Source organism: Paenibacillus sp. P36 (assembly GCF_045866505.1).
GTDB classification, from domain to species: Bacteria; Bacillota; Bacilli; order Paenibacillales; family NBRC-103111; genus Paenibacillus_E; species Paenibacillus_E chondroitinus.
On record NZ_AP038372.1, the window covers coordinates 6,806,618 to 6,822,550 of the forward strand.

At 44.4% G+C, this 15,933-nt stretch carries 10 protein-coding genes; all 10 read right to left on the reverse strand.

The genetic code is table 11. The features are described 5' to 3' along the window. Positions 1-12: 12 nt before the first annotated feature. The 10 genes from ACKTT9_RS30065 to ACKTT9_RS30110 all read right to left on the reverse strand — a co-directional run bounded on the left by ACKTT9_RS30065 (position 13) and on the right by ACKTT9_RS30110 (position 15,919). A complete protein-coding gene (locus tag ACKTT9_RS30065) occupies positions 13-810 on the reverse strand; it encodes a helix-turn-helix domain-containing protein (protein ID WP_407868863.1) in 798 nt (265 codons plus the stop codon). A 216-nt stretch (positions 811-1,026) separates the two neighbouring features. Further along, a complete protein-coding gene (locus tag ACKTT9_RS30070; RefSeq protein WP_407868864.1) occupies positions 1,027-1,569 on the reverse strand; it encodes a hypothetical protein in 543 nt (180 codons plus the stop codon). 17 nt (positions 1,570-1,586) lie between these two features. Beyond that, on the reverse strand, positions 1,587-2,687 hold the full coding sequence (locus tag ACKTT9_RS30075; protein ID WP_407868865.1) for a cohesin domain-containing protein: 1,101 nt from the start codon (positions 2,685-2,687) through the stop codon (positions 1,587-1,589). A gap of 29 nt (positions 2,688-2,716) precedes the next feature. After that, positions 2,717-3,820, reverse strand: coding sequence for a leucine-rich repeat domain-containing protein (locus tag ACKTT9_RS30080; protein WP_407868866.1), 1,104 nt, complete (start codon positions 3,818-3,820; stop codon positions 2,717-2,719). A gap of 22 nt (positions 3,821-3,842) precedes the next feature. Further along, positions 3,843-5,741: a stalk domain-containing protein gene (locus tag ACKTT9_RS30085; protein WP_407868867.1), complete on the reverse strand. Its 1,899-nt coding sequence runs from the start codon at positions 5,739-5,741 to the stop codon at positions 3,843-3,845. Positions 5,742-5,773: 32 nt separating this feature from the next. Continuing rightward, positions 5,774-6,712, reverse strand: coding sequence for a multicopper oxidase family protein (locus tag ACKTT9_RS30090; RefSeq protein WP_407868868.1), 939 nt, complete (start codon positions 6,710-6,712; stop codon positions 5,774-5,776). Between the two features lie 71 nt (positions 6,713-6,783). Next, on the reverse strand, positions 6,784-8,667 hold the full coding sequence (locus ACKTT9_RS30095) for an S-layer homology domain-containing protein (RefSeq protein ID WP_407868869.1): 1,884 nt from the start codon (positions 8,665-8,667) through the stop codon (positions 6,784-6,786). A 94-nt stretch (positions 8,668-8,761) separates the two neighbouring features. Then, positions 8,762-13,498: a ThuA domain-containing protein gene (locus ACKTT9_RS30100; protein ID WP_407868870.1), complete on the reverse strand. Its 4,737-nt coding sequence runs from the start codon at positions 13,496-13,498 to the stop codon at positions 8,762-8,764. A 352-nt stretch (positions 13,499-13,850) separates the two neighbouring features. Next, entirely contained in the window at positions 13,851-15,005 is a 1,155-nt protein-coding gene (locus ACKTT9_RS30105) for a 2-deoxy-scyllo-inosose synthase (RefSeq protein WP_407873146.1), read from the reverse strand. Then, complete coding sequence (locus tag ACKTT9_RS30110) at positions 14,999-15,919, reverse strand: TIM barrel protein (RefSeq protein ID WP_407868871.1); 921 nt, start codon at positions 15,917-15,919, stop codon at positions 14,999-15,001. Before ACKTT9_RS30110 ends, ACKTT9_RS30105 begins: the two co-directional genes overlap by 7 nt. Positions 15,920-15,933 lie beyond the last annotated feature (14 nt).

Consider the following 15,933-nt stretch of genomic DNA (forward strand, 5'->3'; position numbering starts at 1 on the left):
CCGAAGGTTGGGCTAGGATTGCTTTCTAAACTTTCCTGGCGATTCGCCCGTTGTTTTCTTAAACAGGAGATTAAAATAGTTGGAATTCGGGTACCCGACCTGCAAGGCGACATCCTGTACGGAAAGAGTCGTCCCCGTCAGCAATCTTTTGGCTTTATCGATTCTGCATTTAATCAAATATTGGATAGGTGAAATGCCCATTTCCACTTTAAATAAATGGGCCAAATGATACGGGCTTACATAAACAACGCTTGCTAAATCATTTAAGGAGAGATCCCTGACATAATTTTCTTCTATGTAAGCCTTTACAATTTGTGGAATAGAAATCGAAGTTGAGCGCGGTCTGTGGTCTGTAAATCGAAATAGCATAATGAGAAAGGTTTGAAGCAAAGAAGCAATAATCTCCGATGACCCTATCGCAGGTGTGCAAGCTTCCTTATAGATATCCGAGAAAAATCGATTGAAGTTGTCGAACTCTGTCTCCATTCTTAATAACGGCAGCGCATCCTGATCAAGCAGCCGACCTTCCGGCAAGCCTGAAATGAATACCCCAGAAATCGAAATTAAAATACCTCGAAAGGATGTACCCGTAGTTGGTCGCATACCATATTCCATGTCTGGATGAATGACAAGTAAATCTCCTTCAAGAATCGATTGCATTTGGTCGCCGTTATAAAACTCGCCACGCCCTTCTTGAAGTAAAAAGATTTCTGTGTGTGGGTTGGAAGAAAAAGAGAACTCTGCCAAGTGCTCGGAACGAACTTGTACGGCTGATAGGAAGCGAGGTGTATCTAAAAAAATGGTCCCCATCTGATTTGGATTTCCCCACTCCTTTTGTCATTTTTTGAATTCCCACAGCACCACAAGCTCATAATCCAATCCATAAACGTGAAATATAGAACTCGAAATTTCGGGGTTTCCCTCTCTATTTGATACATATTGTATCAAATAGAGAGGGATCCGGCAATTTATTCCAAGTTTCGTCACTTCACTAAAATCACGAAAATGAGATTGAATGGTTGATTCTCATTTCATATTCGCGTGTTCATGCCCATTCCCATGTTCGTGTCCTTTCCCATTATCATGTCCATCGTCATCTCCAAACTGGAAATGTTCATAGAATTCCTCATATTTCTTGTCGCTCTCATCGCCTTCAATCCATGCGATTAGCCAGCCTTTATTGTAATACGCTACGGCAGGAAGCTCCTTATAGAAATGGATGAGCGGCAAGCCCTTTTCATTTTTCAAGTCCAGTGCGCCGCTATAATTCGTCAAATTAAAACGATACAGCTTAACGCCCTTTTTCTCGGCAGCCGCTGAAATGACGGGCTCCAGCTTGGTGCAGAGCCCGCAATTTGATTTATACAAGTACACAAAGTTTTGATCGTCAGAATGAATAATGCGCTTTAATTCAGCGATCGCTTCACTGCTGCTTCCCGTAATTTCATTAGGGCCGTTTACTTGTGAATCAGCCCATGTCGTTTCTATCCCTTTCCATTGCCCTATACCGATAACTGCAACCAGCAGCGCTAAAGCGCCCGTCATGAACCAAAATGTTTTTCTTGCCATTTTGATAAAGCCCCCCGCTATTTCAATAATTTATAGGCCACATAGGCAATATCCAAAATATTGATTTTTCCATCCAGATTCATGTCGAGACGCTCATCAAATCCGCTGTCGGTGGAAGTTTTACCGTTAGCTTGAGCGATCCGAATCAGATCATTAACTGCCAGATGTCCATCCCCATTAATATCCGGATTGGCAAGAGCAACACTGCCCGCATAATCTGCTGCTGGGCTTTGGATGCCGCCGTTTGAGTCGGAGAACTTGCTGCCCTGACCGATAACAAAGCGCGATAAGCCATGCCCGTCTTTCGCTTTAAATTTCAATTCAACTAAGCCAACTTTACCGTTTACCCCTTGTTCAACACCTAATCGAGTACCAATGATTCTCATTTTTCCATCTTGGTCACTGTAGAATAGGGAAGCTGTCTGGTTCTGAACCCCAAAATCTCCATGCAGATTCGGCGAACCTTCCAACTGTACAAGCGCTGGATTGTAATCCAAATACATGTCAAACCCATAAAGGTCATCTGCCTCTGCCTTGATGACTAGACGGAATACTTCACCAGGCTCTGCAAGCTCAGTGTCCTTGTCAATAAAGAGCTGAAACTCCTCGGAAGGTACAGTCACGGACATTTGAAACTCCTCATTTTGCTTGAAGATGATTGGATTCCATCCGCCGTATACGCGAATACTCTTCAACATAAAGCTGAGCTCATCTCTTTCTTGACCTGCTTTATACTGAAAAGTGATATCACCGATTTTCCCGCTTCTCCCTTGGGGCTGCGAGGATAGCTCCGGACTTAAGACGACCAGCTTATACAAGTCTGTCGTAGTATCATAATTGTCTGCCGCGCTGGATTGGATGACCGTGTTATCCGTGCTAAAGATCCCGCTCTTCTCATCCAACTGCTCCGGAAGCTTCATCTCTGCCTGAAATCCGGTAAAATCCGCGCTAAGGTTCTGATAGGACAATGACAGCTTCACCTGATTCCCTTGCCGCAACCCCTCCACGACGATATGTCCATTAGCATCAGAGATTGTATGGGGGGCAGCTAAGGATAGACTGGAAAACGAGAGAAGAAAAATAAGCGACACTAACACGATTTTCCTTAACTGGTTCATGTGGAATGTTCCCTTCCTCTCCCATCGTTTCATTTCACGATTAGTTTAAATTCAGCATGTTTGCTTTTCGCATCATTCAAATTCAAATAGAAATCAATTAAATCTTGAATATCCTGCTTATCGAACACGCCATCCCGGTTGATATCATAGATGTACGCTGTTCCGTCAATTTGCGCAGCATCGATCTCATTCCCCGTGATTTTCAATTCCGCATGGCGATTTCTCATATCGTTCTTATCCAGATAATAATTAATCATATCGTTAACATCATTCATATCGGAGACAGCATCTTGGTTCACATCGTAAAGATAGGCGCCGGCGGGGATCACTAACGCCCGCTCTACAATCACGCCCTGGTTCTTCATACGTTTGAGCAACTCATTTGAATCCGATGAGACGGCAAAGCCTCGTTGATTGATATATTGCAGTTGAGCCAATTCACCAACGGGTGAAAGATGGGTTACCGGATTGTACGCTAATGAAAGCCATTGGAGTTGCCCTAACGACTCCATCCCGGAAATGTCCGTAATTTGGTTATCTTCCACATTGAGTGATTCCAGCTTGTCGAGAGCAGTTAATGGCGAAAGCTCATGAATTTGGTTTCCCGCTAGATTCAGCTCTTTTAATTGGAGCAAAGCTTCTAATCCAGCCAAGCTGTCAATTTGATTATTAGCCAAATACAGATGTTCAAGATGGCTTAAAGCGCTGACGCCGTTCAACCCAGTAATGTGATTGTTCATCAGCCAAAGAGACTTTAAACCAACCAGCTTGCTGAATGCATCCATATTTGCGATTTGATTGTTATTCAGTATTAATGTCTCCACGTCCGTTAATGAGCCAATTTTAGCCGCATCCTTGATTTCATTGCCCGATAAATTAAGAGACTTGAGATGAATGGCATATTCAATTCCGCTTATATCCTTAATCCCTCTGTTCGACGCATCAAGGTCCGTCAATCCTTGCATATCATCATCTGTGATATCCCCTGCAGACTTATTCAATTTGTCCCTCACGGCGGCTTCCAAGCTAACATCAACAAACGAAACCGTTTTTCCGCTGGCATAAGCCTCATTGGTTAGCCCGACCAAGACGGAACATACTAGCAGAAAACATACACTTTTCCACCTTTTCACGTTTCGTCCCCTCCTCTCCCTATTATTGTTCGACGACCACAGAACCCGTCATAAACGGATGTACCATGCAAAAATAACCAAATGTTCCTACATCAGTAAAAGTATAACTGAACCTCGTTTCACCATTCGGATCTATGGTACCGTTAAATGACATGTCATAGGCGGTGACGGTATGCATCATCGAACTCTTCAGCACCCATGTAACTTTCGTGCCCTTCTTCACTGTGATTTGGGCCGAGGAGAACTTGTCGTTTAAGACATCGACTATAACCTCAGGCACAGGCTTTATCGTATAGCTTTCAGTTTTAACATCGCTTGTATTCCCTGAAGTATCGATGCCAATAAATTTCAAAGTCGTATCCTTATCAATCCGTATCGGCGATGTGTATAATGCAGATGCATTCGAAGGTGTGGAGCCGTCAACCGTATAGTAGATTTTGGCATCCGGGTCGTTATCCGTAATCGTTAAGGTCACGGTTTGAGCCGTTGGATACGTTGCTCCAACCGGATCAGCCGTTACAACAGGTGTAGTCCCATCATGCTCAGGGCTCTGACATTCCTGTCCCGTTTTATACTCAATCGAGATCGTACCCGTAGAACCGTCTACACTCACCTTTGGGCATAAAAGGGTTGAAATAACGCTTAGCGGAACCATCGCTTTTCCTTCCACCTGCAAGAGTGGAGCAGGCAGCTCGATTTGCTGTCCATTCCTAATGGCTTGTTTTTGAATGAGCCATAACGACATCTCGGTATTTTCCGTCTTGTAGGTATAACTGCGATCCTCCGCGAGCGCCTGTAAGGTGCCGCCGAATTGATCGGCGATCAACTCGAAAGGTAGATAAGTCTCCCCTTTCAACTGAAATGGAGCAGTATCGAGCATGACGTGATCACCGTTCACCATCGCATGCATACTGCCAACTTGGAAGGAAATCATGCCACTGTTCGCATTTCCTGCCTCTTCAATATGCGTCATCGTATGTAAACCGCCTGGATAAACCCCATCATTCGTATTATCCAGAATTTTGTGACTATGAAATGGAAAGTGGCCGCTTTGGTCAAACACAATGAGAATATCCTTGGTTTCCCCTGGATCCACAGCCACGGTGTCCTTATCGATGGGCAAAGGCAACGGCACGCCATTCTCTGCAATGACCTGAAAATGATGCCCATGAAGGTGCATTGGATGTTCATCGAATCCCGGGTTAATCAAACGGACCAAAATTTTCTCCCCGACACGGCCATGAACCATTGAAGCTGGATCAGTCTCCACATCAGGATATGATTTTCCATTAATCGTCCAAAAGCGAGGATGAAACTTTTGACGATCATACACATTTCCGCCCTCTACAGCCGTGTGCCAATCTGGATCAATTTCATTCATGTGAAAGACATATTCTTTATCAAAACGCGGTCCATGTGTCCACGCTTGATTGACCGAACCCTTTGCTTTCACAATAAAAGGTCCATTCAATCCCATTTGTAACCCATATTTATCGGGATCATAGGAATAGTAGAAATGGGAACCTGCTTGATCAGCATGAATCAGCCGGGTATCGCTTTGGCCAACAGACAGCGCTGGACTAGCTTTGGCTTGATCATCAACGCCAACTACATGCAGCGAATGGACCTGGAAGTCAGCCCCGGCTTTTTCTGGACCAATATTCATTACCGTGACCTCGACGCTATCGCCTTCCTCCACTTCAATCTTAGGTCCTGGGAAAACGGCTGTACCTGGCTTGTTTTGGAGACTGTAACCCCATATATAAACCTGATTCCCATCCGCTAATGTCATATTGCCGTCCGTAGCGTACAGCTGGATCTTCTTAACAGTAGCTGCATGAGCAACCGCAGTTGTTACAACGAATAGTGTAAATAAAGCGGTGAGTATAAACCCCCATCTTATCCATGTAATACGAATCATCGCAGTCACCTCCTTCAAAATGCCTGTTACATTTATTTTGTCTGTCCATCGAACTGGGCAGGGTAGGTGCCTGCCTGATCAAATTTGACTAGAATATCGTAGCGTTCTGCTGATGCCAAAGTGATAGATTGCTTATCAACGGCTTGCTTTAAAGGTCTGCCATCTGATGCTACAACTTGAAAAGTACGCCCGTTCATATGAAAGGTGCGTTTTTCATATCCGGAGTTAATCAACCGGATCAAATAGGTCTCGCCGGCAAGCGCGCGAATCGAAGAACCCGCATGACTGGATTGGAATTCACCATTCATCGTCCAAAAATTCGGTTTAAACACCGTCCGGTCATACAGCTTTCTTTGTTCAACCGCCTCATGCCAGGACTGGTCGATCTCGTTCAGATGGAACACGACTTCTTTATCGTAGGACGGTCCTCCCGTCCACACTTGCTTGGCCCCGTGACTTGCTTTTACAATAAGAGCTCCTGTCATCCCCATCTGCAAATGCTCAACCGTATCTACGTGACAATGATAAAAATAAGTGCCCGCATGATTCGCTTTAAAATGGTAAGTAAAGCTTTGCCCCACCAAAACCGGTGCGGAGGTATGCGGAACCCCGTCGTTCATTTGGTCTGTGTCCAATCCATGGGAGTGGATGGTGTGCGCCACAGGAAGAATCCCCGCCTTCGAAGGTCCGAGGTTCGTGAGGTTAATTTCAACATGATCTCCCTCCTCTACTTCGATCGTTGGCGCCGGATAAACGGCACTGCCTTTCTTATTTTCTAAAGAATACCCCCAAATGTACATTTGACTTCCATCAGGCATAGGGACATACCCATCAGTAGCATATAAGGATATTTTTTTCGTGTGAGCTTCCTCCGCCAGCATCATCGGTTGAAACGTGCTGAACATTATGGCAATACTGAATGCAACGAACAAAAGGAGGGTGACTACGATCCGGGTCGAATTTTTACTCATCCGCTATGCTCCTCATTAAAGATTCTCATCCCTCTTCACACTTGAAGAGGGATACAGAATCTTAGTTTGAATTAAATTCCTAATTCATCCAACAGCTTGTAGATCATCGATGCTGCCTGGGACCGTGTAGCATTGGCATTTGAACGGAAGGTGTTGTCCTCAAAACCGTTAATGATTTCTTCCTTCACCAGATACGCAATGCTCAATTTCGCCCAATCTGGAATATCGTTCGCGTCCGTAAAGCTTAAGGCTTGCCCCGTTGGCGTTGTATGCAGCGCTCTTGTAATCATTACCGCCATTTCTGCGCGTGTGATCAGAGCATCGGCATCAAAATAAGTACCGCCGTCTGCTCCGGCACGTCCCTCGATGATTCCAGCATCAACAGCTGCTTTCACATATCCCTTGGCCCAGCTTGGAATTTGGTCTGTATCCGCAAAAGAAGGGGATGCGTCTTCTCCAACTGCCAAGCCTAGAGCGGATACTATCATGCTGGTAAATTCAGCCCTTGTCACATTGTTTTCCGGTCTGAAGGTTTGATCTTCATAGCCATTTATCACTTTCATTCCGACCAAACGATCAATGAAGGCAGCCGCCCAGTGGTTGTTTACATCGTTTAATTTCACGTTAGTCTCGTCGGTAAATACGGCAAATTTCGCAAAATGATCGATTTCGGTTGAAATTTCGCCCATCGCATGATGATCTTGTCCGCCAAGATAAATCCATTGCTTCCTATCTTCATGATAGTAGTAAATCGCTGGTTCTTTCCCGTTTATGATTTTATTCGGATCTGCCGTTAATGAAAGGGCCATTGGTTTATTCAAATTTTTATCGCCAGTTGTCGTGATTTCGTAAATACGACTTCCAATTTGCAGGACTTGCCCGCCCTCACTGGCCATATCAAGATCAGCAAGACGCCGGATCGTGATCTTCGCATCCTCTTTTAAGGCATGGGCTGGAATAACGACCTTAACCTTTGTTCCCAACTGAATGGTTCCGCCTGTTGCAGCAACAATTTGTACGGATACAAACTCAGGATCCTGTGAATTCACGGTACCACTACCCGTACCAGTTCCTGTGTTGCCACCACCGCCACCGCCTCCACCACCAGTACCTGTGCCAGGATTTCCGCCTGGATTTGTCGACTTTGTATAGGTGACCACAAACGTATTCTCTTGTTTATTACCGGCACTATCCGCAGCAATCAAGGTAAAAGAATTAGCTCCTTCCGTAAGGGTGAAGCTTTTCTCAAAGGTGCTATTGTTCAACGTTACCGGCGCACCATTAATGGTTAGCGATACCTTCGGATCATTATCCGTTACGGTACCTTTTAATACATACGTCGCGCTATTCGTCGCATTGCTGGATTGTATGAGAATAACTGGTTTTTCCGTGTCTACGGGGCCATTACCGTCGTCGTCATTTATCTTGATCTGCTTGGCATCCTGTGCATTTGTCGGAATTTTGGCATAGCCTGTAGTCGCTATAATTTCATCTATCTTGATCTCCGTGGAATCAGCAGCCTTCAGAGCTTTGAAATGTAAATCTGCTATCTTTATTTGGGGGATGGTATCCTTGCCAGGAATTTGACTCTTGATTAGCGCATATTTCAGAATGCCGTTTTGTTCATCAATGAGTATATTACTGTTCGCATCTACACTATAAAAGCCGCCGGAAAGTACCGTATCTCCTTCCATAAAGTCAAAGATTCCCGGATCATATTTAATGGCAAATTGCAGGCCCATAAGCTCTGTCGTATCGAGTGCCATGATAGGTACCGTAATGTCGTCCTTCACCTTGAAAGAAGTACCTAAGGAGCCTAGTTTAATCTGAGACATTTGGCCTGCTTCTTCAGCATGCACAAGGCTTACGTTGGCCCTGCCGGTTGAGAATATACAGGTCATCAGCACTGCCGCACTTAACGTTATAATAATCCTTTTAGAAAAGGCTATTCTCATTGTTTATCCTCCGTTTTTTGTTCAAAGAATGATGAATGGGATACCAGTCCCGTTACAGGACTGGTATCGGGAGAGCTGTGCCTACCTCTTAAAGCTACTCAAGCAACTTTCTAGCTACAAACGCAATGTCTTCGATATTGACAACTCCGTCATGATTCAAATCGTATCGCGGATCGAACGATGTTTTACCAAATGCTTTAGCCACTGCAACAAGGTCAGCAACAGTCAATTTACCGTCATTGTCTACATCAGGGTTGGTTAGTACAAATGCAATGATCTTATCCTCTTTCAATTGGGTCAATTTACCGTTAACATCGGAGAAATCGCTTCCCTTGCTCAAGGTTGCGGCCCCGTCTGCTTTAAGCTTAAACGTAATGTCAACCAAACCTACATTACCGTCGAAGCCTTGGAAATCTCCAAGAGCGGTCAAAACCATAGAAAGCTTACCGGTTTCTTCTTTGCGGACAAGAACAGCTGTATCTCCCTCTTTACCAAACTGACTGTTGAGGGCACTGCTGACATACTCAAGCTTGCTAGCGTCGTAAGTGAGCATCAACTTGGACGCAAACAGCTTCTTAGCATCTTTAGCAGATACCGTGACCTTTACTTCATCCCCTGCTGACAAAATTCTACCTGCCGCATCCGAAGTCAGGACAGCATCCAGTTCAACAACCGGTTGATCGGTTACTTTGATATCCATTTCATCGATCGACCAATAATTAGCGGTAGATGAACCTGTTTGTGTAATCTTCACGTATTGGGCATTCACCGGGCTGAAGGTTGCAACGACTTTCACGTCGGTATTGTTAGCATTCTCAGCTACCTTCTTCCAAGTTTGACCATCACTTGAAACTTCAATGATGTAACCGCGTGGATAGTCTTGAGTATGACCTGATGCATCAAGAACAACCTCGTTAATCGTGCTTACTGCTCCCATGTTGACTTGGAACCATTCACCTGGTTTTTGGTATTCGCCAGTATCCCAGCGTGTGTTCATCTTGCCGTCGATGACATGATTCACGTCGGAAGGATTGCTAGCATCGTTTCCGCCACCTCTTGGGAAGGTTGTAAATGTCCAGTTTTTACCTGGTGCAGCCGCTAGGAACACATACAGCTCATGGATGGATGCATACCAGGAATTTGTCGTATCGTCTTTCGTATTCACAATTCTTACATAACGTGCTTTTACTTCACCGAAGGTTTTGTCAACGACATAATCCGTGTTTGTATCCGCTGATGCCACTGTTGTCCAGTTCTCAGCATCTGTCGATACTTGAATTTGGTATCCACGGAAATAGTCCGGATGTTTGGCTTGCTGTGCCGTCGTCCACAGAGATCCGAAGTCTACAAGCACACGGGAAATATTCGTATCAGCCCCAAGATCAACTTGATACCACATGCCGGCTTTCATGACCGTTCCTGTACTCCAACGGGAGAACAATTCGCCGTCGAATGCACAATTCAAGCAGCTTTTCGGATCATCTGGCGGAGTACCGTTCGTATTAAAGTTCTCGCCATGGCTGGCCTTCGCTACCCAGTTCGTACGACTTAATGCACCTTTCGGATCATAGGTCGGATTGCCTCCAGTGCCACCATCAGGACCGCAGTCTTTGTTACAAACATAGCCTTCCGTAGGTGCTGCATCTCCCAGAGATGCAAATTGAATCCAGTTGATATTATTTCCACCTTGCGGGAAGACAAAGTACACATCATGGAAGTCACTATTGTCAGCAACCACTGCCAAATTAGCCGTCATAAGCTTGCCATACACGTTATTGGTTATAGTTTCATTATTTTCGGACTGACCATAAACGTTATTCGTTATGGACTCGCCATAAACGTTATTCGTGATGCTTAAAGCATTCTTCATTACGTTATGTGGAACATGAGTGACATCACTGCTGAATGTTTTCCAGTTTTGCCAGCCCTTCGTTGTAGCTTCCTTGATGGCAGCAACTTTTTCGCCAGTTGGACTATCCAAATGAACTTCCATGTTCAGGTTGGCAGAGTCAGATGCCATACGGAAATACATTTTATTAATCGTTGACATGTCGATATCTTTAAACATGAGCCAATCATTGGCTTCCGTGAACCCAACATTTTTACCGCCGTACATATCTTGCGTATCCTCTGTTTTGACGCCTTGATCCGCAGGTGAAGTCGGCGCGTTACCCCCAGTTGCTGCAAAGTCAGCAGCATGAAGACGCTTATTCTTAAAAGTAACGGATGCTGAACTGGTTAATGGCGTTGTTCCTGTCGCGCCATTATCGGTCACTGTTGCAGCGATATTCCAAGCAATTTTAGCCTCCGGTCCATGTCCATCATCAAATAATGTAAAGGTTGGCGTACAACCCGTTGCTCCTGGAAACGGATGGTAGTGAGCGTCATGAAGCAGGTTGACAGACCACTGGATCTTATCGCATGCAATCGGTCCATCCTCTTCATCCGTTGCGAATGCTGATGCTGTGATCGTCTCGCCATTCGTGAAGAAACTTCCGGTAGCAGGAGATGTGATTTTCACCACAGGAGCGGTGTTGCCCGCGCTAATTTTCGTGTTCCACACGGAGAATTTCCCGGTTCCATTGGTGACCGTCAATGTTACATCATAGTTTCCGTTGACCGAGTACGTGTGAGACGGATTTGCATCTTGAGATGTGGTTCCATCTCCAAAATTCCATGCAAAAGAAATCGTATCTCCGTCCAGATCGGTAGTTCCCGTTGTATCAAAATTAACGGTTAACGGCGTTTTGCCTGATACAACGCTTGCTTTCGCTTTAATAACTGGATTTCTGTGCAATTGGCCGTAGAATACCTTGGAAATACCATCGTCTTCATCGGATTCCCATGATTTTCCGAACTCGGCAATATACAAAGCACCGTCCGGACCCAATTTCATATCAATCGGAGCAAGCATTCCGGATAAGAAATCTTCGACTTTGACAATTTCCCCATTGTCATCTGTTGTAACCGCTTTAACCCAATTGCGGGTAAAATCATAAGCTAAAAACTTTCCTTTTAATCCAGGAATTGCGTTTGGTCCTGTGTAGTCATAAACGGGACCAGCCAGTGCCGTTCTTCCGCCTTGACCCCAAATTGGATCATTGGTATACGGGTAGAAAGCAATCGGTTTTTTCGTCGTGGCAAATTTCTCTGCATATAAAGCATCATTGATTTCATTTAAGTTATTGGCTCCAGCATAGTCTTTTTTGTTATAAACCTTATCCCCAATCCCATAAGGCCAGCCAAAGTTTTGACCAGGGGCCGTTATCGCATTAAATTCATCGTAGTCGCCGTTACTTCCGCCAGCAAAGGTACCGTCGGGACCCACATCTCCTTCGTAGATGATGGTTTTACCATTTCCTTTTGTGGTGTCAAAAGAAATGCGGTATGGGTTACGGAAGCCCCAAGCATAGACATAATCTCTTGCACCACCTTGCCCTGTAAAGAAGGGGTTGTCGTTCGATGCAGAACCGTCTTTGTTGAAACGAAGAATTTTTCCACGCATATCATCCAAGTTCTGAGATGTCTGAAAGGAACGGGTTTGTGGCCCTTGTGTAGGTGTGTTGTTATCTCCTATTGTCAAATACAGTTTGCCATCCGGCCCGAATTTAAGGTGTCCAGCTTGATGGCAGCAGGTCACATCGGACGTTACTTTTAACAGGTTCTTTTCTGTATTTCCACTAATTCCCCCGTTCTCGTAGGTAAACCGAGAAACATTGTTAATCAGCTGACCCTCTGCTGTTTTCACCGGATTTGTATAATACAGATAAATATAATGATTCGAATCAAAATCAGGATCAAGGGCTATACCCAATAACCCGTGTTCACCCTCCAAGTTGGTAGGGATGTTCAAAATTTCCTTCGTATCTCCTTCTTGAGAAACGGTATACACTTTACCGAAAAGGCTGATTACGAAAATTTCACCACTTTTAGAAATATCGATTCCAACTGGACTTGCGATCGTTCCTTTGACCAGAGAAACCTTCTGAAGGCCGCCTTTTGGAGAAGACTGATCGCAATCTGTATCGGTCGCTTCTCCCCATGCATATTTCAAACCTCCGAGAAGATGCTGTTGGAAATCCTCTTTGAACCAAGTTTCCGGATGATGACCTAATGCCGTATAGAACATTCTTCCGTTTTGAACCGGGCTGCACCAAGCATTCGGATGGTCCTCGAACGGTCCTCCCGTTACGCCATTGCTGTTCATATCCAAGCTTAAAAGAATATGTTTTCCTTTATCCCGTGGATTTTCTTTGAAATAGTACACTTCCTCAAGTGCTGTCCAGGAGGGACCCAAGTGGGCAGTAGCTGGATTATTGGAATCTTCTACATTGAACTTGACTGTTTGTGTCCATGGATGATTACTGAAGTACGCGCCTGTTAAGTCGCCATATTCTTGCCAATCATACCCGGTATCTGTAGCCGAATGTGCGCCTACATAACCTTTACCAGATTTGATGAAATTCATGAAATCTTGCTTCTGTTGATCCGTCAAACCCCAATCGCTAAAGTTGCCTGTCGTGCTGACAAAAAAGACAACATCATACTTAGCAAGATTAGCAGCGTTAATATCTGCCGCATTTTCCGTAAAGTCAATTTCAAAACCATATTTTTTTGCCATTTCAGGAAGTGCTACTTTAGCTCCTTGATCAATCGATGCATGGCGGAAACCTGTTGTTTTGGAAATAGCCAAAACTTTGTGCCCATGCTCTTCACCTTCATGTGCAGATGCTACCCCAGAACTTAAAACAGAACTAAGCGGTAATAAAATGGTAGATAAAAACATGACAAGAGCTAAAAATCCATACATCACTGAGCGCCGTCGACTCATTCCTTCATCCCTTTCGTTTCCTTTAATGAATTAAAAATAAGCGTTCAAAATTCGAATGGGCCTGCCTATTGCCCGGTTTTCGTACTGAATGTTGACATTTTAACCCCGCTTCCTATTTGTCATATAATCGCATGCAGTTTCCGATATCCCCTCCCTTCAAGAAGGTGACGTATCTTCTGTTTTAAGAAACTTCAAGCGCTTATCTATCATCAAGGCGGACTCCAGTTCATTATGTTAAGCGCTTTCATCTAGCTTCCTGAGCTATTTCTTCTATAGGTTTATCCTAATTGAAACCGTTCACACGAACAATTAACTAAGTTGAGATAAAAGTACATATTCTTGTGGTATAGAACTATCCTTTTATATAAATCTTGGATTCCGTATGATAACGAATCGATTCACGAACAAGGTCATCATCCACATAGGTGATAAAAGAGCCTGCTTCTTGATGAATCCTTCCCAGCCCGTTTAGTAGAACAAGGCCTGTTTTGCCCGGAACATAGCGTCTATATCCCTTTTTGTTATCGCGCAGCATGTATTTCTCAATGTCTGGAATCCACGAAGATGGGGGAATGACGTTAGCACCGATTAGCTCCAATAGCTCGTGATGCAGGTCCACTTCATTCTCTGTCAGGAGCCCCAACCACTTGGATACCGTTGACATGCATAGCATACCGAAAGCAATGGACTCTCCATGTGAATAGTCCCCATTTCCAAGCAATTCCACGGCATGCCCAATCGTATGTCCATACTCTAACACGACAGCATGATTTTTTTCATAAGGATCATCCTGCATAACCGTCATCTTAGCCTCAATACAAAACTCAATAAACTGTTGAAGCTCCTCCATTCGATACGTACTCGAGGGTCTGAGCAATTTTCGATACGTATCAATTTGTTCTGGAAGAATCGCCAATAAGTTTTTCACCAATTCACAAAGACCGGAACGGATTTCTCTTGCCGGCAAGCTATGAAGAAAAGACAGCTCGACACATACGACTCTTGGCGTGTAAAAAAAGCCGAGAATATTTTTCCCTTGATCCAGGTTGACTCCTTGCTTTAACGATAAGACAGAATCGGATGCGGCAATTAATGTCGTTGGTATATGAATGAGGGGTAACCCACGGCACAGCATCCCAGCGACCATCCCAGCAACATTACCTGAAACCCCGCCTCCAAGAGCTACGATAACCGTACGTCGATCGGCCCCAAGAGCGAGTGCCTTTCTGCACAAATTTTCAATAGTAATCAGATTTTTATTTTTCTCCCCCGGGGGAAAAGTCAATAAATAAGTCGTTCCCGCTTTTTCAAATGCAGCCATCGTCTGGGCAACAATAGGGTGGGGAACGCCGCTATCGCTAATAATCATATACTTATCGACCTCAAAGGGATTCAACCATTCCGTAACCTGGCCCAGTATGCCTTCGCCTGAAATGAAATCATACTGATGCGTACCGAATTGGATCTGTTTTTTGTAAATGGTTAACCCTCCATTCGTTGTTAAGATGCTTCAAAACTAGAAAGGGTCGTGTCAACATACTGCTTGGATTTACTTACATGAGAGAAGGGATCCGCTACAGAACGGTTGGGTTCGCCTCCGACGATCACCCATCCATCAAATTGACGATCGATTAATTTCTTGAAAATAGGCCTGAATTGAATCCAACCATCTCCAGGAACCGTAAATACGCCTTCATTCACGGAAGTTAAATAATCCAAAGATTTTCCTCTTACATGATTTAAGACGGACTGTCTAATATCCGTGAGATGGATATAGGGAATTCGATCATAGTAGTGGTTCAATAGAGCTAACGGATCACCGCCGCTATAGTACGCATGTCCGGCGTCTAACAGCAAATGGACAAGTTTCGGATCTGTATCCTCCATCAATTTCCCAATTTCTTTGACCTTTTCCACAATCGTACCGACATGATGCTGATAAACTAATAACATGCCGTATGCTTGACAGATTTCACCCGCCAAATGCAAGGTTTCTATGAAAAAGCGCCATTGATCCTCTGTTAATCGAATGACATCTTTATTGGGCTGTGTACGAGTCGGATCCCAGTGCATAGACCCCCCTACTTCACAGATGATAACGTGTTTACCATTCATTTCTTTTAACCATTCCACATGTTTCCGGAACGACTCAAGCTCGCTCTCACGTAATTCAGGTTTGGAAAAAATGACGTTTTTCCTTTGTGATGCAAACTGAAGATCATAATCATTCAACATTTGCTTGAATTGATTTGGAGCCATGGAAAATTGTTCACCATGCTCGATACCAACAAAACCTAGGGAAGACATCCTTTGCATGAAATCAGCAGCACGGAACAGTTCGTCCGAAAGCTCAGTATCCCCTTGGTTCCAGGGAACTGGGGAATACCCCAATCGGAAAGGATAGCATCTCCGTTCATTCATTTTCATTTCCCCTT